Origin of the sequence: Streptomyces sp. NPDC051684 (genome assembly GCF_044453445.1) — a bacterium.
Lineage (GTDB): Bacteria > Actinomycetota > Actinomycetes > Streptomycetales > Streptomycetaceae > Streptomyces.
In genome coordinates this window covers 39,616-61,276 of the sequence record NZ_JBITCS010000039.1, presented here as the reverse complement: position 1 = coordinate 61,276, position 21,661 = coordinate 39,616, and the positions used below count along the sequence as shown (strand labels likewise).

The 21,661-nt window shown below is 70.4% G+C and carries 21 protein-coding genes and 1 pseudogene; 14 read left to right on the top strand and 8 right to left on the bottom strand.

The annotated features are described in order from the left end of the window. The first annotated feature begins 175 nt into the window (after positions 1–175). From ACIA8D_RS34540 to ACIA8D_RS34520, 5 genes are all read left to right on the top strand, one after another. Positions 176–1,672: a methyltransferase domain-containing protein gene (locus ACIA8D_RS34540; protein ID WP_399238201.1), complete on the top strand. Its 1,497-nt coding sequence runs from the start codon at positions 176–178 to the stop codon at positions 1,670–1,672. Between the two features lie 126 nt (positions 1,673–1,798). Beyond that, entirely contained in the window at positions 1,799–3,283 is a 1,485-nt protein-coding gene (locus ACIA8D_RS34535; RefSeq protein ID WP_399238194.1) for an amidohydrolase family protein, read from the top strand. A 131-nt stretch (positions 3,284–3,414) separates the two neighbouring features. Next, complete coding sequence (locus tag ACIA8D_RS34530; protein WP_399238192.1) at positions 3,415–4,083, top strand: DUF4232 domain-containing protein; 669 nt, start codon at positions 3,415–3,417, stop codon at positions 4,081–4,083. Between the two features lie 129 nt (positions 4,084–4,212). Next, entirely contained in the window at positions 4,213–4,740 is a 528-nt protein-coding gene (locus ACIA8D_RS34525) for an NUDIX hydrolase family protein (RefSeq protein ID WP_385756560.1), read from the top strand. 110 nt (positions 4,741–4,850) lie between these two features. Next, positions 4,851–6,197 (top strand): serine hydrolase domain-containing protein, encoded by a 1,347-nt coding sequence (locus ACIA8D_RS34520; RefSeq protein WP_399238191.1) that lies wholly within the window; start codon positions 4,851–4,853, stop codon positions 6,195–6,197. Between the two features lie 63 nt (positions 6,198–6,260). On the opposite strand, the gene ACIA8D_RS34515 is transcribed toward ACIA8D_RS34520, so the two are convergent. After that, on the bottom strand, positions 6,261–6,845 hold the full coding sequence (locus ACIA8D_RS34515; protein ID WP_399238190.1) for a TetR family transcriptional regulator: 585 nt from the start codon (positions 6,843–6,845) through the stop codon (positions 6,261–6,263). A 140-nt stretch (positions 6,846–6,985) separates the two neighbouring features. Between ACIA8D_RS34515 and ACIA8D_RS34510 the strand changes: the two genes are divergently transcribed. After that, on the top strand, positions 6,986–7,336 hold the full coding sequence (locus tag ACIA8D_RS34510) for an antibiotic biosynthesis monooxygenase family protein (protein ID WP_399238189.1): 351 nt from the start codon (positions 6,986–6,988) through the stop codon (positions 7,334–7,336). 38 nt (positions 7,337–7,374) lie between these two features. Beyond that, on the top strand, positions 7,375–7,806 hold the full coding sequence (locus ACIA8D_RS34505; protein WP_399238188.1) for a DUF4267 domain-containing protein: 432 nt from the start codon (positions 7,375–7,377) through the stop codon (positions 7,804–7,806). A gap of 68 nt (positions 7,807–7,874) precedes the next feature. On the opposite strand, the gene ACIA8D_RS34500 is transcribed toward ACIA8D_RS34505, so the two are convergent. Both ACIA8D_RS34500 and ACIA8D_RS34495 read right to left on the bottom strand, forming a co-directional pair. Then, positions 7,875–8,720: a prephenate dehydratase gene (locus ACIA8D_RS34500; protein WP_399238187.1), complete on the bottom strand. Its 846-nt coding sequence runs from the start codon at positions 8,718–8,720 to the stop codon at positions 7,875–7,877. A 117-nt stretch (positions 8,721–8,837) separates the two neighbouring features. Continuing rightward, positions 8,838–9,605: a TetR/AcrR family transcriptional regulator C-terminal domain-containing protein gene (locus ACIA8D_RS34495; protein WP_399238186.1), complete on the bottom strand. Its 768-nt coding sequence runs from the start codon at positions 9,603–9,605 to the stop codon at positions 8,838–8,840. A 75-nt stretch (positions 9,606–9,680) separates the two neighbouring features. Here ACIA8D_RS34495 and ACIA8D_RS34490 point away from each other — a divergent pair, with 75 nt between their 5' ends. Together ACIA8D_RS34490 and ACIA8D_RS34485 are read left to right on the top strand one after the other, a co-directional pair. Next, a complete protein-coding gene (locus ACIA8D_RS34490; RefSeq protein WP_399238185.1) occupies positions 9,681–11,201 on the top strand; it encodes an FAD-dependent monooxygenase in 1,521 nt (506 codons plus the stop codon). 134 nt (positions 11,202–11,335) lie between these two features. Further along, a complete protein-coding gene (locus ACIA8D_RS34485; RefSeq protein ID WP_399238183.1) occupies positions 11,336–11,911 on the top strand; it encodes a dihydrofolate reductase family protein in 576 nt (191 codons plus the stop codon). Positions 11,912–11,961: 50 nt separating this feature from the next. Here the strand turns inward: ACIA8D_RS34485 and ACIA8D_RS34480 are convergent, their stop codons facing one another. Continuing rightward, positions 11,962–12,504, bottom strand: a complete 543-nt coding sequence (locus tag ACIA8D_RS34480; RefSeq protein WP_399238182.1) for an MOSC domain-containing protein — start codon at positions 12,502–12,504, stop codon at positions 11,962–11,964. A 26-nt stretch (positions 12,505–12,530) separates the two neighbouring features. On the opposite strand from ACIA8D_RS34480, the gene ACIA8D_RS34475 reads away from it, so the two are divergent. Further along, entirely contained in the window at positions 12,531–13,481 is a 951-nt protein-coding gene (locus ACIA8D_RS34475; RefSeq protein WP_399238181.1) for an MBL fold metallo-hydrolase, read from the top strand. A 71-nt stretch (positions 13,482–13,552) separates the two neighbouring features. Beyond that, positions 13,553–14,593 carry a hypothetical protein gene (locus ACIA8D_RS34470; protein WP_399238179.1) on the top strand — a complete coding sequence of 347 codons (1,041 nt, stop codon included), beginning with the start codon at positions 13,553–13,555 and terminating at the stop codon, positions 14,591–14,593. Between the two features lie 119 nt (positions 14,594–14,712). On the opposite strand, the gene ACIA8D_RS34465 is transcribed toward ACIA8D_RS34470, so the two are convergent. From ACIA8D_RS34465 to ACIA8D_RS34455, 3 genes and pseudogenes are all read right to left on the bottom strand, one after another. Continuing rightward, on the bottom strand, positions 14,713–16,857 hold the full coding sequence (locus ACIA8D_RS34465) for a PQQ-dependent sugar dehydrogenase (protein WP_399238177.1): 2,145 nt from the start codon (positions 16,855–16,857) through the stop codon (positions 14,713–14,715). 99 nt (positions 16,858–16,956) lie between these two features. Next, a complete protein-coding gene (locus tag ACIA8D_RS34460; RefSeq protein ID WP_399238176.1) occupies positions 16,957–17,928 on the bottom strand; it encodes a hypothetical protein in 972 nt (323 codons plus the stop codon). 202 nt (positions 17,929–18,130) lie between these two features. Then, positions 18,131–18,340 (bottom strand): annotated as a pseudogene (locus tag ACIA8D_RS34455) (carboxymuconolactone decarboxylase family protein); the annotation flags it as partial. 35 nt (positions 18,341–18,375) lie between these two features. On the opposite strand from ACIA8D_RS34455, the gene ACIA8D_RS34450 reads away from it, so the two are divergent. Genes ACIA8D_RS34450 through ACIA8D_RS34440 form a run of 3 tightly spaced genes read left to right on the top strand, consistent with a single transcriptional unit; the run spans position 18,376 to position 20,539 of the window. Then, a complete protein-coding gene (locus tag ACIA8D_RS34450; protein ID WP_399238175.1) occupies positions 18,376–19,254 on the top strand; it encodes a helix-turn-helix transcriptional regulator in 879 nt (292 codons plus the stop codon). Continuing rightward, entirely contained in the window at positions 19,251–19,685 is a 435-nt protein-coding gene (locus ACIA8D_RS34445) for a cupin domain-containing protein (RefSeq protein WP_399238173.1), read from the top strand. Before ACIA8D_RS34450 ends, ACIA8D_RS34445 begins: the two co-directional genes overlap by 4 nt. Further along, positions 19,682–20,539: an aldo/keto reductase gene (locus ACIA8D_RS34440; protein ID WP_399238171.1), complete on the top strand. Its 858-nt coding sequence runs from the start codon at positions 19,682–19,684 to the stop codon at positions 20,537–20,539. Before ACIA8D_RS34445 ends, ACIA8D_RS34440 begins: the two co-directional genes overlap by 4 nt. A gap of 46 nt (positions 20,540–20,585) precedes the next feature. On the opposite strand, the gene ACIA8D_RS34435 is transcribed toward ACIA8D_RS34440, so the two are convergent. After that, positions 20,586–21,617 carry an NADPH:quinone reductase gene (locus ACIA8D_RS34435; RefSeq protein ID WP_399238170.1) on the bottom strand — a complete coding sequence of 344 codons (1,032 nt, stop codon included), beginning with the start codon at positions 21,615–21,617 and terminating at the stop codon, positions 20,586–20,588. Positions 21,618–21,661: the final 44 nt, after the last annotated feature.

Genomic DNA, 21,661 nt, shown 5'->3' with positions numbered 1-21,661 from the left:
TGAAGGGTTCCCCATCATCGTGCAACCGGCCCAAGAGTTCGGCGACAACCCTGTCGAAGTACGCGAAACCGGGCACTACACCGAGGAATACGTCCCCAGCTTCGTCGAGAAGTGGGACTCCCTCATCGATTGGGAGAAGAGGGCGGAGAGCGAAGGCAATTTCTTCATCGACCTGCTGCGGAAATGGGGGGTGAAGAGCGTGCTCGACGTAGCCACGGGCACGGGATTCCACTCCGTGGCACTACTGTCCGCCGGGTTCGAGACCGTCAGCGCGGACGGCAGCGCCGAGATGCTGGCGAGGGCCTTCGAGAACGGCCAGAAGCAGGGCGGGCACATACTGCGGGTCGTTCAGGCGGACTGGCGGTGGCTCAACAGAGATGTCCACGGGGAGTACGACGCCATCGTCTGTCTCGGCAACTCGTTCACGCATCTCTTCTCGGAACGCGACCGGCGCAAGGCGCTGGCCGAGTTCTACGCGATGCTCAAGCACGACGGAATTCTCATCCTGGACCAGCGCAATTACGACGCGATCCTGGACGACGGATACACGAGCAAACACCGCTACTACTACTGCGGTGAGGACGTCATCGTGGAGCCGGAGTACGTCGACGAGGGCCTGTGCCGCATGCGGTACAGCTTCCCGGACGAGTCGATGTACTACCTCAACATGTTCCCGCTGCGGAAGGACTACACGCGGCGGCTGATGTCCGACGTCGGCTTCCAGCGCATCGAGACCTACGGCGACTTCCAGCACACCTACCGGCGCGAGCAGCCGGACTTCTTCGTCCATGTGGCGGAGAAGGAGTACCGGACGGAGGCATCGGAGGAGCAGTACAAGGGCGCGGTCGGCACCGCCCGCAGCTACTACAACTCGCCCGACGCCGACACCTTCTACGCCACGGTGTGGGGCGGCGAGGACATCCACATCGGCCTGTACGAGAGCCCCGGGGAACCCATCGCGGACGCCAGCAGGCGCACCGTCGAGCACATGGCCTCGAAGCTCGACCTGACCCGGGACTCCGTGGTGCTCGACCTCGGCTCCGGGTTCGGCGGTTCGGCGCGCTACCTGGCCGAGACGTACGGCTGCCGGGTGCTGGCCCTCAACCTCAGCGAGGTCGAGAACCAGCGCCACAAGGAGCTGAACTCGGCCCGCGGGCTCACCGACAGGATCGAGGTCGTGGACGGCTCCTTCGAGGACATCCCGTACCCGGACGACCAGGTCGACGTCGTCTGGTCCCAGGACGCCTTCCTGCACAGCGGTAACCGGGTCCAGGTCCTCAAGGAGATCGCCCGGGTGCTGCGCCCCGGCGGCCGGCTCATCTTCACCGACCCGATGGCGGCGAAGGACGGCGGGAGCGACGAAGTGCTCCAGCCGATCCTCGACCGGATCCACCTGGACGACATGGGCTCCCCCGGCTTCTACACCCGCGAGCTCGACCGGCTCGGGTTCACCGCCGTCGACGGCGGTTTCGAGGAGCACCGCGAGCAGTTGGTGAACCACTACGCGCGCGTGCTCGAGGAGACCGAGCGCCTGGAGGCCGAGGGGCTGGCCAGAAGGATCAGCCACGACTACCTCGCCCAGATGAAGACCGGGCTCGGCCACTGGGTCACGGGTGGCCGCGAGCGGAACCTCACCTGGGGCATCTTCCACTTCCGCCTCGGTGCCAGTTGACTGGGCGGGACAACTGATCGGTACGAGTGAACGGCACGACTGAGCAGTACGACCGAGTGACGTTCCACCGGCCGGCCCCGATGCGCCTACGGGGCCGGCCGCCAAGCGTTCAAGAGGGAGCCGGGCATGACGGGTACGCGGACACTGCTGCGGGGCGGTCGCGTCGTCGACCCCGCCCGCGGGTTCGACGGGATCGCCGACGTACTCGTGGCCGACGGGAAGGTCGCCGCCGTCGGAGCCGACCTCGCGCCACCGCCGGACACCCGGCTGATCGATGTCACGGGGCTCGTCGTCGGCCCCGGCTTCGTCGACCTGCACAGCCACGTCCACTCCATCGCAGGGCACCGGTTGCAGGCCATGGACGGCGTCACCACCGCGCTCGACCTGGAGGCCGGGCTCATGCCCGTCGAGCGCGCCTACGCCGAGGCCGCGGCGGCCGGGCGGCCGCTCCACTTCGGCTTCTCCGCCTCCTGGGGCGGCGCCCGGGCGCAGGTGCTCGCCGGGATCTCCCCCGACGCCCGCATCACGTCCAGCCTCGCCGTGCTCGGCGACCCGCGCTGGCAACGCTCTTCCTCGCCGCGCGAGTTGGCGGCCTGGCTGTCGCTCCTTGAGGACGAGCTGGCGGCGGGCGCCCTCGGGATCGGCGTCCTGATGGGCTACGCGCCCGCCACCGACCCCGCCGAGTTCCTGGCGGTGGCCCGGCTCGCCGCGAAGGCCGGCGCGCCCACCTTCACCCACGTACGGGAACTGGTCGAGATGGACCCGGTCACCCCCGTCGACGGCTCCACGGAGATCACGACCGCGGCGGCCGAGACCGGCGCGGCGATGCACCACTGCCACGTGAACAGCACCTCCGGGCGCCACGTCGACCGCGTCCTCAACACCCTGGTGGAATCACGGCAGTCGGGCTCCCGGGTCACGGTGGAGGCCTACCCGTACGGGGCGGGCAGCACGGCCGTCGGCGCCGCCTTCATCGCCCCGGAACGGCTGCGCCTCAAGGGCCTGGCCCCCAGCAGCGTCATCATGGTCGAGACCGGCGAGCGGATCGCGGACGCGGCCCGCCTGGAGCAGCTGCGGGCCCAGGACCCGGGCGCGCCCTGCCTGTTGGAATTCCTCGATGAGGAGGACCCGCGCGACCTGGCCCTGTTGCGGCAGGCGCTCGCCTTCCCCGACGCGGTCGTGGCCAGCGACGCGATGCCCGTCTTCTGGCCGGACGGCAGCCACGACAGCACACACTGGCCCCTGCCGCCCGGCGGCACGACACACCCTCGTACGGCGGGCACCTTCGCCAAGACACTGCGCCTGATGGTGCGCGAGACCGGGGCGTGGACGTGGCTCGAGGCCTTCCGCCGCTGCTCCCACCTCCCGGCCCGCATCCTCGACGATGTGTCACCGGCCGCCCGCGCCAAGGGCCACCTCGGTGTGGGCGCCGACGCCGACCTCGTGGTCCTGGACCCGGCGACGGTGTCCGACACGGCCACGTACGCGGACCCGACCCGCCCCTCGCAGGGGGTGCGGCACCTGTACGTGGCGGGGGTGCCGGTGGTCTCGGACGGCGTCCTCCAGTCCGACGCGCTTCCGGGCCGTCCGATGCGGGGCGAGCCGCGCTGACACCCCCGTGGGCTGCGGTTTCGCCGGTACGCCTGTGACAGAACGAAGACGTCGCGGAGGACTGCCTGTGACTCGGTGCAGGATACAAATACTTCTGACCGCACCGACCGCTCCGCCCACGGGGGAACACCATGAAGTACACCCGCATCTCCGCCTTCGCCGCCCTCGGCGTCGCCGCCACCCTCTCGCTCACCGCCTGCGGCGGCGGTGACACCACGTCGGACACGTCCGCCAAGGACTCGTCGTCCGCCGCCACTTCGTCCACGTCCTCGTCCTCGGACGGTGACTCGAAGTCGGAGGGTGCTTCGGATGCCGGCGACGCGAAGTCCGGCTCCGGCAGCGACACCGAGGTCCAGGCCGACGCCGCGAACAGCGGCACGAAGTCCGGCGCCAAGACCCCCTTCTGCAAGACCGAGGACCTGGCCATCGACGCCGTGGACGCCGCGCCGGACGAGACCGAGGGCCGGATCGACATCACCATGGTCAACCGGGGTTCGACCACCTGCTCGGCGACGGGTTTCGCGGGCGTCGACATCAAGGACGCCGACCACACCTCGAACCCCATAGAGCGCGGCCACGCCCAGCCCCGCGTCACCACCCTCAAGCCCGGCGACGCCGCCGTCTTCAACCTCGCCTACAAGATCGACGGCTCCGGCGACAGCCTCTCGTCCCCGACCAACATCCTGGTGACGCCGCCGAACGAGACGCACACCGTCACCCTGGACTGGCCCGCGGGCGCCGGGGCCATCAAGGGCGCCTACACCGACGTCGAGGTCTACCCCACGCACACCACCAAGTAGGACGTTCGGGGTGCGCGTACGGCCGCGGTCGTCAGGCCCGGCCCGTCGCGCACCCGTTCGCCGAGGAACGGCCGGGCCCAATTGGGCCACAGAGCGGACCCGCTGAAATATGATCACGCCATGCCCGACATGACCGAGACAACGCCCGGGTGGCTGGCCTCCGACGAGCTGGAGCTGGTCCGTGCCCGTATGCCGATCCTCTACGTCGAAGCCGTGCCGGTGCGCGTCGCGGACAGCGGCGAGGTGACCAGCGTCGGCCTGCTGCTCCGCATCGGCCCCGACGGCAACGTCAACCGCACGCTGGTCTCCGGCCGCGTCCTGCACCACGAACGCGTCCGGGACGCGCTCCTGCGCCACCTCGAAAAGGACCTCGGCCCGGTGGCGCTGCCGCGCGTACCGGCCTCCCTGCAGCCCTTCACCGTCGCCGAGTACTTCCCGACGCAGGGCGTGACGCCGTACCACGACCCGCGCCAGCACGCGGTCTCGCTGGCCTACATCGTCCCGGTGGCCGGGGACTGCCAGCCCCGGCAGGACGCGCTCGACCTGGTCTGGTTCAGCCCCGAGGACGCCCTGTCGCCGTCCGTGCAGAGCGAGATGCCCGGTGGCCACGGCGCCCTGCTCAAGCAGGCCCTCGCCCACGCGGGGCTCGGGGTCTGAGCCCGGCCGCGGAGTTCCACCGGCACCGCACGGTTCCGAAACGCCCGGACCGATAGCACCATTGGCTGACCCACTCGCGCCCACGAGCCCGCGACCCCAAGGGAGAAGCCATGTCACGAGCGGCCGTCGCACAGGACTGGATCACGGAGAACCTGCCCAAGCGGATCGCCGAGCACAAGGTGCCCGGAGCGCAGGTCGCCGTGCTGGTGGACGGCGAGGTGGTGGACGCGGCCGCCGGCGTGGCGAACAGGGCCACGGGCGTGCCGGTCACGCCGGACGCGGTCTTCCAGATCGGATCGATCACCAAGGTCTGGACGGCAACCCTGATCCAGCAACTGGCCAACGAGGGCCGCCTCGACCTGGACCGTCCCGTGCGGCAGTACCTACCGGAGTTCACCCTGGCCGACGCCCAGGCCGCCGCCACCGTGACCGTGCGCCAGCTGCTCTGCCACACCTCGGGCGTCGAGGGCGACCGCTTCACGGACACGGGCGCGAACGAGGACGCGGTCGAGCGCTATCTGCCCGCCCTGGCCGACGCCGAGCAGCTGTATCCGCCGGGCGAACAGTTCTCGTACTGCAACAGCGGCTACGTCGTCCTCGGCCGCCTCGTCGAGGTGCTGCGCGGGCAGAGCTTCAACGCGGCGCTGCGCGAGCACCTGGTGACCCCGCTCGGCCTCCCCCACGTGGCGACCCATGTCGGCGAGGCCATCCTGGAGCTGCCGGCCATCGGCCACCTCGGCCCGGACCCGCAGCCGGCGCCGGTCTACGGTCTGCCGTCCTCCACCGCCCCGGCGGGCGCCGCGCTGGCGATGCCCGCGCGCAGTTTGCTCGGGTTCGTCCAACTGCATCTGTCCGAGCGCTCCTTCGACGGGATGCGCGAGACGCAAGTGACGGTGCCACCCCTGGGAGCGCTGGGTGACCGCTGGGGGCTCGGCTGGATGCTGTTCGACCAGCCGAAGGGGTCCATGATCGGCCACGACGGCGGCACGATCGGGCAGTACGCGTTCCTGCGGGTGGTCCCGGAGGCGGGCGTCGCCGTCGCCGTGCTCACCAACGGCGGGGACGCCGCCGCGCTCTTCCAGGACATCGGCGGCCACCTGCTCGGCGAACTCTCCGGCGCCCGGCTCGCGCCCGCGCCGCGGCCCCCTGAGCGGCCCGCACCGGTCGACGCGCACCGCGCGGCCGGCACCTACCGCTCCACGCTGCTCGACTTCGAGGTCACCGTGCACGCCGACGGCACCGCGTGGCTGACCACCACCCCGCGCACCGACGAGGCCCGAGTGCTGCTCGGCGAGGAGAGCGTCACCCAGCAGTTGACGGGCCTCGGCCCCGACCGGCTGATCACCACCGAGAAGCGCGCGGGACGGCACGAGGTGTTCGTCCTGGTCGGCGCGGACGAGGACGGTCGCGCGCGGTACCTCCACAACAGCCGGGCGGCGGCGCGTTTCGGGGGCTGATCGGCCGCAACGCCGGGCCGGACGGCGCGTATCGGGCCGCGCCGCCCTCTCTCGACGCGTCTTTCAAGGCGTGGGCGCGGTGAGGTAGCGCTGCATCGTGGGGCCGAGCCAGTCCACGATCTCCTCACGCTCGAGCGCGACGCTCGCCGGGAAGCGCAGCACATAGCGCGTCAGCGCGAGCCCCAGCACCGTCGAGGCGCACAGGGCCGCCCGGGACGGCGCCTGCTCCGGCTCCGGGCCCACCCGGCGGGCCAGCGGGATCAGTTGGTCGCGCAGCACGGTCTGCATGCGCTCGGCTGCGGCCGGGTCGGTGGCGCTGACCCGCATCAGCGCGGTGAGCTCCCCGTTCTCCTCCCAGAGGGTGAGGAAGTGACGCACCAGGGTGCGGCCGATCTCGTCGTCGCGCGATTCGACGGCCAGCCCGGGCAGCCCGGGGTCGATCGCGACGGCCGCCGCGAACAGGCCCGCCTTGTTGCCGTAGTAGCGCATCACCATCGACGGGTCGATCTCCGCGTCGCGTGCGATGGCCCGGATGGTCGCCTTCTCGTAGCCGTCCGCCGCGAACCGCTCGCGGGCTGCGGCGAGGATCGCGGCGCGGGTGGCGTCGGAACGCCGTGCGGACTGCTTGTTCTCCGTACTGCCGGTCATGCCAACGAATGTAGGCCAACGCCTGTTGACAGTCCAGGGTCGCGGCTCTACGTTTGCCAACACCCGTTGACCAACAGTCGTTGGCAAACGTTTGTTGGCAATGCTGTGGACACACCCGACAGCGAGAGGAAGTACCGACGATGGCCGAGCTTCAGAGCCTGGACGCGAGTACGCCGATGTTCGCGCAGTTCAAGGAGGAGACCGGGCGCATCGTCCTGGCCAACACCTTTGTCGTCCCGAAGGAGCGCACCGAAGCGTTCCTGGCCCTGTTCCGCAGGCAGGCGGAATTCATGAAGGCCCAGCCGGGATTCGTCTCCCTGCGGATGCACAAGGGGACCGCCGGCAGTCAACTCCTGCTGAACGTCGCGGTCTGGGAGTCCACCGAGGCGCTCGCCGCCGCGTTCGGCAGCCCGGAGTTCCAGCGCCTGGCTGCCGAGTTTCCCGACGACGTCGTGTCGTATCCGCACATCTTCGAGCAGGTCGAGGCATGACATCAGGTCGAGGCGTGACAGATCGAAGGAGCAGCATCGTGTCGCTGAAGAACGTCAACACCGTCCTGGCCACCGTCGGCGCCCTGTTCGTTCTCTACCTCGGGCTGACCTTCATCCTGGCCCCCGAGACGGCCACTCCGGGCGTCGGCCTGCCGCACTGGCCGGCGGGCGACGGCGGCGGCTTCCTCGTCATGAAGGGGATCCGCGAGTTCTCGATGGGCCTGGTCATCGGCGTCCTGCTGGTGACGGGCCACCGGCGCGCCCTGGTCTGGGTGCTGCTGATGGAGGCCGTCGCCCCGTTCGGCGACATGGTCAACGTCCTGGCGCACCACGGCTCCGTCGCCGCCGCGCTGGGCATCCATGGCTTGACCTCGGCGCTGATCGCGCTCACCGGCCTGCTGATCCTCCGCGAGACGGGCAGGACCCACGCGATCCCCGCCGCCCCGGCGCCCGCCGCCCAGCCCGCCTGACGGCCACACGCGCCACAGGGGTGGTCCGGCCACACGCCGGACCACCCCTGCGTGCGGGCGGGCGCGCCTCACACCTTCCGCTCCTCCAGCCGGTGCGGGTGAGCCGGGTAGACGCCGAGCACGCGGACCTCGGACGAGAAGAACTCCAGCTCCTGAAGGGCGAGCGCGACACGTGGCTCGTCGGGGTGGCCTTCGATCTCCACGTAGAAGCAGCTCGGATTGAGGCCCGCGCCCATCTGGTAGCTCTCGATCTTGGTGAGGTTCACCGCGCTGCTGGCGAACCCGCCGAGCGCCTTGTACAGGGCGCTCGGAATGTTTCGAACGGCGAAGAACAGGCTCGTCATCGTCGGCCCGCCGGACACGGGGGCGAAGTCGGCGTCACGGGACAGGACGACGAACCGCGTGGTGTTGGCCGGGTCGTCCTCGACGCCCGCCTGCAGCACCTCGAGACCGTAGTGCCCGGCGGCGGCCGGCGGGGCGAGCGCCGCGTGCCGGGGGTCGTTCAGCTCCGCCACCTCGCGGGCGGCGCCCGCCGTGTCGTCGCTGACGCGGGTGCGCCAGCCGCCCGCGCGCACGACCTTCCGGCACTGCCCCAGGGCGTGCACATGACTGCGGACGCACTCCACTTGAGCGAGCGAGGCCCCTGGCACGCCCATGAGGTCGAAGCAGATGGCGTGGAAGTACTCGCCGACGACGAACAGGCCCGACTCCGGGAGCAGGTGGTGCACATCGGCGACGCGGCCGGCCGTGGAGTTGTCCACGGGGATCACCGCGAGGTCCGCGTCGCCCGACGTCACCGCGTCCAGCGCCTGCTCGAAGCCGACGCAGGGCAGTTCCGTGCACCCCGGGAACAAGTTCTGGGCGACGGTCGCCGAGTTGGAGGCGTGTTCGCCTTGGTACGCGATGCGGGTCACAGGGTTTCACCTTCGGTGCGGAAGCCGTTGCCGTCGATCATTGGATTCAACAAGAGATCCGACTTCCGGGGCGGCCGTGTTCAGGGGTTGAGAACGGCGGGTGCGGCCGGCGGCGCTTCATCGCACCCCGTAGCGTGCCGAGATCCCCGCGACGATCAGCTGGAGTCCCTCCTCGAACCGCTCGTCGTACGACGCGAACAATTGACTGCCCGCGGCCGCGGCCAGCGGGTAGTCGGCGAGCTTCTCGGCGCGCTCGGCGATGTCCACGAGCGAATCGTCCTGTGCCTGTGCCTGTATCTGTGCCTGTGCCTGTGCCTGTGCCGATGCCTGTGCCTGGGTCGGTTCGGGGCGCATGCCCTGCTCCTCGGAGACAAAGCCGAGCGTGTACATGCTCGCCGTGTTGCTCGCCCAGGCGGCCTGCTCGGCGGTGAATCCGGCGTCGATGAGCTGCCGCAGATGCGCCTCGAGCTCCGGGCCGTGGTCCGTGCCAGTGAGCCGTGAGCCGCTGAAGACCTTCGCCCCGTCGCGGTACCGCAGGAGCATGGCCCGCAGGTGCCGGTTGGCTTGCAGCAGGCCCTCCCGCCAGCCCTCCGCGGACTCGAAGGCGGCCGGCACTCCGTCCGCCTCGATCATCCGCCGGAACATCACGGTCGCCATCTCGTCGAGCAGCGCCTGCTTGTTCTTGAAGTGCCAGTACAAGGCGGGGGCCTGCACGTTCAGCTGCTTGGCGATGGCGCGCAGCGTCAGCCCTTCGAGGCCGACGTCGTTCAGCACGTCGAGGGCGGTGTCGGCGACGTGCGCCTTGTCGAGCTTGGCCTTGGCGGGCTTCGGGGTCGCGGACCCTGTGCTCGCGGGCTTCTCGTTCGGCTTCTTGTTTTCGGACACGCTTGACAGTTTAACGCCGTTAAGGTCATGCTCGACACATCGGAATTTAACGATGTTAAGGAGCGGGTGGTGGCCATGAGCGCGCAGCAGGCTCAGCAAAAGCAGCAGAACGCGAAGGCGGCGGCGCAGGCCGAGTCGACGGAGGTGCTGATCGTGGGGGCGGGCCCGACGGGGCTCGCGCTCGCGGTGGACCTGGCGCGGCGCGGAACGCGGGCGCTGCTGGTCGAGCGGGCGGACGGCCTGTTCCCGGGCTCGCGGGGCAAGGGCCTGCAGCCCCGCACGCAGGAGGTGCTGTACGACCTCGGGGTCCTCGACGCCATCCACGCGGCGGGGACGCGGTACCCGACGATGCGGGTGTGGGAGGAGGACGAGCCGGGCGAGGAGTGGGACATGATGGAGCGCTCCGAGCCGACGGAGCAGGTCCCGTACGCGGAGGGCTGGCTGATACCCCAGGCCCGCACACAGGAAGTGCTCTACGCGCGACTGCGGGAGCTGGGTGGTGAGGTCCGTTTCGGCGCGGCATTGAGCGGCCTCGCCCAGGACGCGGACGCGGTGACGGCGACCTTCGAGGACGGCTCGACGGTGCGCGCCCGCTACGCGGTGGCGGCGGACGGCGGCCGCTCCACGGTCCGCAGGTCGCTGGGCGTCACCATGACCGGGGAGACCGTCGACCCGAAGCCGATGCTGGTGGCGGACGTGCGGCTCACGGCCGACGCCCCGCTGCCGGACACGCACTGGCACGTGTGGCCGAAGGCCCCGGACGGCACGGTGGCATTCTGCCCACTGCCGCCGGCCCCGGAGCAGGAGGGCCGCGTCTTCCAGCTGGCAGCGCAGTACGCGGACGAGTCGGCGACCCCCGACGTGTCGCCGGACGGGGTGACCAAGCTCTTGGCGACCCGCACCGTGCTGTCCCCGGAGCACATCGCGGAGGTGCCGTGGGCCTCGGACTTCAGGGCCCGGGCGGCGCTGGCGGACCGCTTCCGGGTGGGGCGGGTCTTCCTCGCGGGCGACGCGGCGCACATCCACTCCCCCGCGGGAGGCCAGGGCCTGAACACCAGCGTGCAGGACGCATACAACCTGGGCTGGAAGCTGGCGGCGGTGCTCGGCGGCGCACCGGCACGGCTCCTGGACACCTACGAGGAGGAGCGGATGCCCGTGGCGGCGGGGATCCTCGGGATCAGCACCCGGATCCACCGGGCGAGCACGGAGGGCCGGCACATTCGGCGGGGCGGGGAGATGCGCCAGCTGGGCATCGGCTACCGCGAGTCGACGTTGACACGCGAAACGCGGCCGGATCTCGCGGACGACGCGCTGCGGGCGGGTGACCGGGCGCCGGACGGCCGCCGGGGCGGTGTTCGACTCTTCGATGTGTTCCGAGGCCCCCACTGGACGCTCCTGGCAGTGGGGGCCGAGGCCGAACTCCCCCTACCGGCGGCCGATTCGGCGGACGCGTTCATACAGAGCGCCCGCATCCCCGAGTACGAGGCGTACGGCCCGGGCCTGTTCCTGATCCGCCCGGACGGCTATGTCGCGTGGGCCGGAGCCACGGCGGAGGGACTGGAGGAGTATCTGACGGAGTGGGGTCGGAGGCGCTGAATGTCCACCCTCATAACGGCCGAACGATGAGTTCCTCCATCCCCGGAGGTCTACCACTACCCGGGAGCCGGTGAGTCCGCACCCGCCCACTCGCCGCTCCGCACCGGCCGTCAATCGCACCCAAGGAGACCGCCATGACCGCCACCTACACGTTCGACGTCTTCTCCAGCCTCGACGGCTACGGCGCGGCCGGCGGCGACTGGACCGGCTACTGGGGCAAGCAGGGCCCCGAACTGCTCGGCCACCGTCTCGGTTTGTACGACGCGGAGCAGCGGATGGTCTTCGGTGCCCATACGTACCGCGCCTTCGCGAGCATGCTGGCCGAGAGCACCGCCGACTCCGAGGTACGGGACCCATGGGTGACACGCATGCGGAATCTCCCGGCGACGGTGGTGTCGTCGACCCTCAAGGAGCCTCTCGACTGGCTGGACGCGACGGTCGAGAGGGGCGACGCCGTCGACGTGATCGCCCGTCTCAAGGAGGAGTCCGAGGTACCGCTGCGTTCGCACGGCAGCCTGTCGATGAACCGCGCCCTGCTGGCCGCCGGTCTGGTCGACCGGGTGCAGGTCACGCTCTTCCCTGTCATCACCGGCCGGACCGGCCTTGACCCGATCTTCCGCGGCGCAGCCGACTTCGACCTTGAACTGATCGAGAACCGGACGCTCGACGGCCACATCCAGGAACTCGTCTACCGACCGACGCTGCACTGACACCCAGGCACACGCACCACCGGACCTCGCCGCGAAACCGCTCGAGCCGCTCAGACGCGGTCCAGTGGGCGATGCGGACCACTGGGGAGTTCCATGTCGATGCTGTCGCCGGGGCGCACAACGCCGCCTTCCCTCACGACGCTCATGATTCCGGCCTTGCGCACGACGTTCCCCGCCTCGTCGCGCCCGACGACCCGCTTGAGCAGTCCGTCCTGGAAGTTGTCGATCTGGAGGCAGGGGTTGCGCAGCCCGGTGACCTCCAGAACCGCTTCGTCGCCGACGCGCAGCAATGTGCCGACCGGCAGACCGAGCAGGTCTATGCCGCGCGTGGTGATGTTCTCGCCGAGTTCGCCGGGCGCCACGGCGAACCCCTCTTCACCGACGTCGGCGAAGAGTTCTTCATGGATGAGGTGGACCTGGCGCAGATTCGGCTGCGTGGGGTCCTGCGCGACACGCGAGCGGTGCTTGACCGTCACACCGGCGTGCACGTCTCCCTCCACGCCGAGTCCGGTGAGCAGCCTGACGCTGTCCCGGTTCGGCTTGGTGAACGAGTACTCCCCGTTGCTGCTGACCGCCGTCACTGTCCCGCTCATACGCCGGACCCCCCTCGTCGGAAACCGTGGCAGGCCACGAGCCTAACCCTCACCGCTCAAGCCACGACTTCCACACGTTCGAAGACAGCACAAAGGGTGTGCGCTACCGTCCCAACGACCGGCCGCAGGCCGCGAATCGGAGGTCTTCCATGTTGCAGCAGGTCGCCGAAGGAGTGCTTGTCCACCAGAGCGAGTTGCTCCAGAACAACACCGTGGTCGTGCGGGGCACGGATGGTGTGCTGCTCGTGGACCCCGGCATCACGGGCGATGAAATGACCTGTCTGGCGAACGACCTTCGGAAGCACGGATGGCCGGTGGTCGCCGGTTTCGCGACACACCCCGACTGGGATCACGCACTTTGGCACCCGGAATTGGGCGAGGCACCCCGATACGGGACGGCCCGATGCGCGGAATTCCTTGACGACCTGCTGTCGCACCCGGACTGGAAGACCCAACTCGCCGAGGGGCTCCCGCCGGAAATCGCCAAGGAAACGCCACTGGACCTCTTCGGCCGCATCACGGCCCTGCCCGCCAGCACCGCACGCCTTCCCTGGGACGGCCCCGACGTCCGGATCATCGAACATCCGGCGCATGCCCCGGGCCATGCCGCGCTGCTGCTGGAAGGGAGTGGGGTTCTCATCGCGGGCGACATGCTCTCCGACGTCCTGATCCCGATGCTCGACGATTCCGCCGACCCCGTCGAGGACTACCTCGTCGGCCTGCGGCGGCTCGACGACGTGGCGGACGACGTCGAGGTCGTCGTCCCCGGCCACGGTTCGGTCGGCGGGGCCGGCCAGGTACGCACACGTATCGACCAGGACCGAGCGTACGTACATGCCCTGCGCGCCGGTCTCACTCCCCACGACCCACGGCTCGGCGCATCGACGAGACCCGGCTGGGAATGGGTGAACGACATCCACGAAGGCCAGACCGCGAGCGTCGCCCGCCGGGGCGGGGGCGACGGGGTGCGGGGCTAGGGCCTGTCGTTTGGATCAGGCCGGGCTCGCGGGGCCCGTTGGGCTGCCGATCCAGGGGAGGTGACTGAGAAGTGGGCAATTCTGCACGGACGAACCAGTACGCGGGTCGGTGTGCCCGTTGCGGCGAGCAAGTCGCGGCCGAGGCCGGGGTCCTGCTGCGCAGCGCGTGGGGCCGGTGGGTGGTGTACCACCCGGGACACGCCCCGCCCACCGACCCGGACGGCACCACCTCGGACCCCTCCGCGCTCCGCCCCAACCAGCGGGACGGCCAGTGCGAGACCTGCGGGGGAGCCGTCGCACCCGGCACGGGGGTGGTGGCGAACAACGTGTTCGGCGGTTGGGACGTGTACCACCGTGACCATGTCCGGGAGCCCGCGCCACCGCCCCGTCGCCATCATCCGGGCTGGCACCGGCGCCGCCTCATGGCTCTGGACATCGCGACCACGGGCAACCGCTACGGCATCGACCGCATCCTGAGCGCGGCGGTGTGCACCACGGACGGGAAGCGAACGTGCTGGCTCGTCGACCCGGGCCCCGGCCCGCTGTCCGTCGCACAGTCCAAGGAACACTGCATCAAGGTGGACCGGGCGCGCGCCGAAGGTACACCTGCCGCCGAGGCGCTGGACGAATTGGCGGCGATGGTGACCGATTACCTGGCGGCCAAGGAGCCCTTGATCGTCTGGTACGCGCCGTTCGTCCTCACCATCCTGGAAACGGAGTTGACCCGGCACGGTCTCGCACAGTTGTCCGCCCGGCTACCTGGCGGCCTGTCCCCGATCTGCGACCCTCAGGTGCTGGACCGACACGCCGAGCCCAACCGGTCCGGCCCGCGCCGCCTCCAGGACGTCGCCGAGTGGTACGGCATCCACCACGACGCTGCCGGCGACCCAGCCAGCGACGCGGAGACCTCCCTGCTCCTCGCACAGGTCATCGCGTCCTGCCACCCCGCCGTCGGACGCCTGTCACGCCTCGCCCTGCACCGGGAACAGGTGCGCTGGCACGACCAGTTCATCCAAGAACTGGAAGCGCGCCGCCCCGGCCTGGCCACCGACCGCCGGTGGCCCCTGGAAACGGTCCAGGTGTCGGCCTGGGCGGAGCACGACGACGCCTGACGAACAGGCAAGGAATGCTCGCCCTTCAGGCCGTCAGGGGCCGAGCCGGCATGCCGGAGCAGTACCTCGCGGGCTCAGGCGTTGCACGGCTCGACGATCCAGAGGCGGTCGGTGGACCGCTACGACTTCCCGGAGACCTTCACCCCCCGGATCCTGCCCGCGTTGTCGAAGGAGCCGAAGCCGATGCGGCCGTCGCCGGGACGTGTGCTCACCGCTGTCATCAGTGGGTGCGGTGAGTCGTCCATGTATACGGCCGTCTCCCCGGTGTCACCGCAGCGGACCACCCGGACCTTGTGCCAGGCCGCGTCGCTGATCGCGGGTGGGGCGCCGGTGGTGCCGTTCCACTGGTCCTCGACGCGCAGACGGTCGGCGTCGTCCACCGTGAAGACGCCGTTGTGCGGATAGATGGAGTTGTCCTGGGAGAGGTGCGCGTAGCCGAACCGGGTGTCCGACTCATGGCCGAAGACGACGATCACGTCCCGGTTGGTGACGTCGGTCGGAGTGTCGATGCGGACCTCGGCGTCGACGCGGACATTGCGGTACGTGGGTCCGGCGGTGAGCACCGCGTACTCGTACGGGCGGCGCGGTCCGGGGCGTTCGACCCCCGGCTCGGTCATCACCGCCTCGCCGTTCTTGAACTGCCACTTGGAGGGGGTGACGGGTGCCCAGTTGTCCTCGGCCATCACGTTGGTGAGGGTCGTTCCGTTCGTGTCGCAGCTCGCGAACGTGCGCGTGCCCGTCACCTTCCAGATCTTTCCGTTGGCCTTGGAGAGGAGGTACAGCTCGCCCTGCGCGTCCTGCCCGAACCGCAGGTCGACGCGCTTGTCACCGGCCAGTTGCTGCATGGAGACACGCTTGCCGGACTTCGCGTCGTAGACCATCAGGCTGTTCAGCTGCGCGAGGCGCTGTTCGGCGCCGGGCTTCGCGCGGCGCATGTCGGCGGCGTCCGAGTAGAGCAGCCGGCCGTCGACGATGTCACCGAAGATGTACTTGCCCTGAAGCCCGTGTAGGTCGTGTCCGCGGTAGACGTAGCCGCCGGAGATGCCGACGCCGACGTCGGACTTGCAGTCCCAGTTGGCCGGCGGGTCGTGATCGTAGGCGGCGACCGGATAGGTGTAGCCGTACTTCGCGTCGTCGGCGGGCAGCGGCAGGATCTTGGCGCAGGGGTCGGTGGCCTTCTTGTCGAAGGTGAAGGCGCCCTCGCGTTCGCTCCAGCCGTAGTTGTCCCCGGCCCGTACCTCGTAGACGGACTCGATGGCGTGCTCACCGACGTGGGAGAGGAACATGCGGTGGCTGCCGCGGGTGTCCCAGCTGAAGCGGTGCGGATCGCGCATGCCGATGGCGTAGATCTCGCCGAGGGTGCCGGACTCGCCGACGAACGGGTTGGTGGCCGGGATGCCGTACTCGCCGTTCGCACTGTCGTGGCCGCGCGGGTCGATGCGCAGGAGCTTTCCGTGCGGGAGGGCGCGGTTCTGCGGGTCGCCGGTGGTGGAGCCCTTTCCGCCGTCGCCCACCGCGATGTAGAGCAGGCCGTAGTCCGCGTCGCCGGGCTTGGCGGTCGGGTTGAAGTCGAGCTGCTGGACGCCGTGCACCTGACCGTTGAAGCCGATGCGGAGCAGTTCACGGTGGGTGCCGGAGAAGGTGGGCGCGCTGGGGTCGTCGGCCGTCCACTCGGTGACGATGCCGTGGAAGCCGTTCCCGCTCGGCTGGTCGAAGTCCGGCTTGGCGTCGGTCAGTTCGGGCTTCTCGGTGTGGACGGTGTAGAAGCGGCCATTGTGCCGGAAGTCCGGGTCGAAGGCGACATAGCCGAAGCCGGTACCCAGGCCCCGGCTGGCGTAGTAGGCCGAGGAGAACTCCTTGTACAGGTCCAGATAGACGTGCTGACCGGAGCCGTCCTTGTCGAGGGAGTACATGCTGCCGTTCTGGTCCGCGACGGCCAGCCGGCCCGACCCGTTCGGGAACGGGGTCAGGTAGTTGATCCGGTTGTGCCGGATGAGCCGGCTGTCCTCGACCGGCCCCGGGCGCGGTTCGGACTTCGGGAGCTGGGCGAACTCCTTTACCTCCAGGCCGAGTCCGGAGGTGACAGGCTTGCCGGGGATGGGGTCGGTGACAGCGGCGGACGCGGCGTCGACGGGCGCTTCGGCCGCGCTCGCCGACGTTGCCACCGGCGCCGCCGTGAGCGCCGCGGCGAGCAGGGCGCCGGTGAGGAGTTGGACGACGAGGGGTCTCTTACGGGGCCTGGGGTGCGGGGCCGGTGGAGACAAGGGGGGCGAGGAGGGCAAGGGGGAAAGGGGGGACAAGGGGGCTCCCTTCATGGGGGGACGCGCGGAAGGTGTGTTCGGCGGCGGGGACGGCCCGCGGGATCACGAGGCGGGACGTCCACCGGTGCGGCGGTACTCGGACATGACCTGGCCGGGGGTGGCGGCGCGGTCCAGGAACAGCAGGTCGTCCATGCGGCAGTTGCAGGGGTTGGCCTCGCGGGTGTTCTGCGGAAAGCTGCCGCCGATCTTGATGCCGCGCGGGTCGGTCGGCGACGCGAGGTCGGGCTCCGGGGCTCCGGCAAGCGCCCACGGGTCGTCGTCGCGCACGTAACTCCCGGGAAGTGCACGGCCGTTGCGGTACAGAACCATGTCGCCCGTGTCGAAGTCGAAGGTCGCGGCCAGGTGGACCCACTGACCGTCCGGCAGGTGCGTACGCCAGTCCCCGTCGGCCGCGAAGGTCTGGGACGCGGAACCGTCCACGCGGCGCCCCAGGGCGACAAGGCGCAACTCGCCCTCTACGTCGATCAGTTCGAGGAGGGCCCGCACGTCGTGCCCGTTCGAGTCGCCGGTCAGGAGGCCCGCGAGCCCGATGGCGTTGTAGCGGTCGGCCGGGTCGGCCGAACCCGAATTCGGGCTCGGGTTCGGCCCGGTGGTGCGGAACCAGCCCATCACGGTGGCCTGGCGCGCCGCGTTGAACGCGTGCAGCGAGGCCGCGCCGTCCGGGTCGTACACGCCGGCCTTCCAGTCGTCGTTGCCCGCCTCGTCCGGGTTCACCTGCCGGGTCTGCAGGACGTGGCCGCGCCGCGGATCGGCGTCGTCGCGCACGCGCATCGCCGCGCCGCCGTTGACCAGCGACAGGGGGGTACCGGACGGCCCCACGTCGCGTTCGCGCGCGGCGTCCGCCGGGTCCGGATGCTCGAAGTCGTAGCCCGCGACCAGGCTTCCCCGGACACTCGCCGCGGTGACCGGGGCCCCGGCGTCCGGCACGGACGCGCCCGCGGGCGGCGTGAGGAGCGCGGCGCCGAGCAGCGCGGCCCCTGTGGCCGTCGCGAGGGGCCACGACCGCGCACTCAAGGGTCTGGGTCGGCGTGCAGGCGTGACTGTGCGAGGCGTCATGTCCCCTCCCGGGAGCGAGAAAGCGCTTCCTGTGATGCCTGCTGCAACGTACAAACATCGGGGGCCTGCGACAAGAGCGCCGACAACGATGTCGGAACTCTCCTCCCGGGAACGGTTCCGCCGGAGCGTTGGGCCGGCCGGAGCAGAACGCGGTGACGCCGTTCTCGCGGGCGAAGGCGAGGTGGAAGCGCAACTGGTCCACCTTGCCGAGCGCGGTCAGCGCGGTCAGCGCGGCGCCGGTGACGAGGCTGCGGTCGCGCGTGGACAGGCCCTCGCGCTCCCTGACCTCGTCGAAAAGGACCCTGTCGGTGCAATCAATGGACCGTCCCGGACCAGGGGGTCCCCGCTGAGGGGCGTACTGGCAGGGCATCCCTCGCAGCGGCCGCGCGGCTTAACGTGGGTCGCATGGACGCAAGGAACGAAGCACGGGAGTTCCTCATGTCCCGTCGAGCGAACCTCACGCCCGCGCAGGTCGGTTTGCCGGTCTCCGGGCACCGGAGGGTCGCGGGCCTGCGCCGCGGCGAGGTGGCGATGCTCGCGGACGTGAGCCCGGAGTACTACGCCAAGATCGAGCGCGGCCAGCTGGCCGGTGTCTCCGACGCCGTCCTGGAGTCGCTCGCCCGGGCGCTGCGACTGGACGACGCCGAGCGCGAGCACCTCTTCGACCTCGCCCGCGCGGCCAACGGCGCCGCGCGGCCCGTACGCCGGCGCAGGCCGAAGAAGTGGGGGCCCAGGGACAGCCTGACCCGCACGCTGGACGCGATCGTCCTGGGGCCCGCGTTCGTGCGCAACGGCCGGATGGACGTCCTCGCCACCAACGTTCTCGGGCGCACCTTCTACGACGAGGTGTTCGACGGCCCCGGGCAGGGAAACCTGGCGCGGTACTGCTTCCTCGACGAACGGGCCCAGGCGTTCTACCCGCACTGGGAGGCGGCCTCGGACATCACCGTGTCGATCCTGCGCACCGAAGCGGGCCGGGACCCCCGGGACAAGGAACTGCACGACCTGATCGGCGAGCTGTCCACGCGCAGCGACGCGTTCCGTACCCGGTGGGGGGCACACAATGTGCGCCGCCACGGATCGGGCACCAAGCAGTTCCACCACCACGAGGTCGGCGACCTCACCTTGATGTACGAGGGGATGGAGCTGACCGCCGAGCCCGGGCTCTCCCTGCTCGTCTACACCGCCGAACCCGGCTCGCCCAGCGAGGAGCGCCTCCGCCTGCTCGCGAGCCTTGCCGCGACGTCCGCCGCCAGGCAGCAACAGAAAGAAAGAACGGAATGACTGTCCACGAGTTCGACCAGATCTTCCCGCTCGGGGAGAAGAACGACGCCTTCGCGCAGTACTTCACCGGCCAGAGCTACCTGGCTCCGCTCGCCCCGGGAAGCGTTCCCGTCAGCAACGTCTCCTTCGAGCCCGGCTGCCGCAACAACTGGCACATCCATCACGGCAAGGACGGCGGCGGTGACCAGATCCTGCTGTGCACGGCGGGCAGCGGCTGGTACCAGGCCGAGGGCGAGGACCCCGTCAGCATGACGCCGGGAACGGTGGTCCGCGTCCCGGCGGGCACGAAGCACTGGCACGGGGCGAAGGCCGACGCGTGGTTCTCCCACGTCGCCTTCATCACCCCGGGCGAGGACGTGCGGAACGAATGGCTCGAGCCCGTCACCGACGAGGTGTACGGCGAGCTGCCGAGGAACGGAGCACACGCATGACCATCCTGGACGAGACCTACAAGCTGTCCCATGGAGTCGAGATCCCCAAGCTGGGGCTCGGCACCTGGTTCATCGACGACGACAAGGCAGCCGAGGCGGTCCGCGCGGCCGTGGAGATCGGCTACCGCAACATCGACACCGCGCAGGCCTACGGCAATGAGCGCGGCATCGGCGAGGGGGTGCGCACCGCCGCGGTCCCCCGCGACGAACTGTTCGTGTCGACCAAACTCGCCGCGGAGATCAAGGACTACGGCCGGGCGGTCGAGGCGATCGACGAGTCGCTGCGCACGCTCGGGCTCGACTACATCGACCTGATGCTCATCCACAGCCCCCAGCCCTGGGACGACTTCCGTGGCGGGGACTATGCCGAGGGCAACCGCGCGACCTGGCGCGCGCTCGAAGAGGCACACAAGGCGGGCAGCATTCGCTCCATCGGTGTGTCCAACTTCCAGCAGCACGACCTGGAGAACATCCTGCGCGACGGGACCGTCGTGCCGCACGTGAACCAGTTGCTCGTCCACGCGGGCAACACCCCGTCGGAGCTCCTGGCCTACTGCGAGAGCAGGCAGATCCTCGTCGAGGCGTACTCGCCGATCGCCCACGGCGCGATCCTGGAGAACCCCGAGGTCCGGGCGATGGCGGAGCGGTACGGGGTGTCCGTCCCGCAGTTGTGCATCCGCTACACCCTGCAGCTGGGCACGGTGTCGCTGCCGAAGACGGCGAACCCCGCACACATGCGCTCCAACGCCGAGGTCGGCTTCGAGATCTCCGGCGACGACATGGACGCCCTGCGGGGCCTGCGCGACGTGGACTACGGCGAGCACAGCATGTTCCCGGTCTACAGCGGCAAGTAGCGCCGAGGAAGCCGTGGGCTCGGCGCCGCGCGCGCGGGCACCGCCCCTACGCGGTGGTCCTGACGTCGATGAGGACCTTGCCCACGGCGCCGCCCTCGACGGCCTCGTGCGCCCCGGCCGTCTCGTCCAGCGGGAAGCGGACCAGCGGCAGACCGGCCTCCGCGCCAACCCGCAACACACCCGCCGCGACCGCGGCCGAGACCGCGGCCACACCCTTGCGCATCGACTCGGCCGGGACCGTGTAGAGGGACAGGCCGTGCCAGTCCAGGTTCCGGCCGAAGGTCGCGCGGAGCGGCAGGCGCAGTTCGTCGCCGCCGTTGTTGGCGTAGAAGGCGATCGTCGCGTTGTTCCTGGTGACCGCCAGGTCCAGCTCGGCGTTGACCGCCGGGGCGACTTCGGCGACGAGGTCCACGCCGTCCGGCGCCAGGTCGAGGACGACCTTGGCGGTGTCCTGCGTTCGGTAGTCGACGATGTGGTGGGCGCCGGCGGCCTTCGCCAGGTCGGCCTTCTCGGGGGAGCTGACGGTGGTGATGACCGTCGCCCCGGCCCAACGGGCCAACTGGATCGCGGCGTTGCCGACCGCGCCCGCTCCCCCGGCGATCAGGACGGTCCACCCGTCGAGCGCGCCGGGCGCCAAACGGTCGGGCCCGTCGGCGGCGAGGGTGAGCGCGCGGTGGGCGGTGAGCGCCGGCACACCGAGGGCCGCGCCCAGGTCGTAGCCGGCCCCCTCCGGGAGCGGCACGGCGCGCTCGGCCGGGATGGTCAGGTACTCCTGGGCCGTTCCGCCGTCAGGGCGCCCGGCCGCGGACAGATACAGCCACACCCGCTCCCCGATCCGCGCGGCGTCGACTCCCTCGCCGACCGCGTCGATCCGGCCGGCGCCGTCCTGGTTGGGCACCTGGCTCCCGCCGTCGCCGAGACTGCCCGAGATCCCGGCCCGGACCTTCCAGTCGGTGGGGTTGACGCCGGACACATGGACCGCGACGCGGACCTCGCCGGGCCCGGGGTCGGGGACGGGGCGCTCCTCCAGTCGCAGAACCTCGGAGTCGCCGTTGCTGGTGTACACGATGGACTTCATGCTCTGGGCAATCCCCCGTGCGTGCGTCGTATTCCCCGTACGCG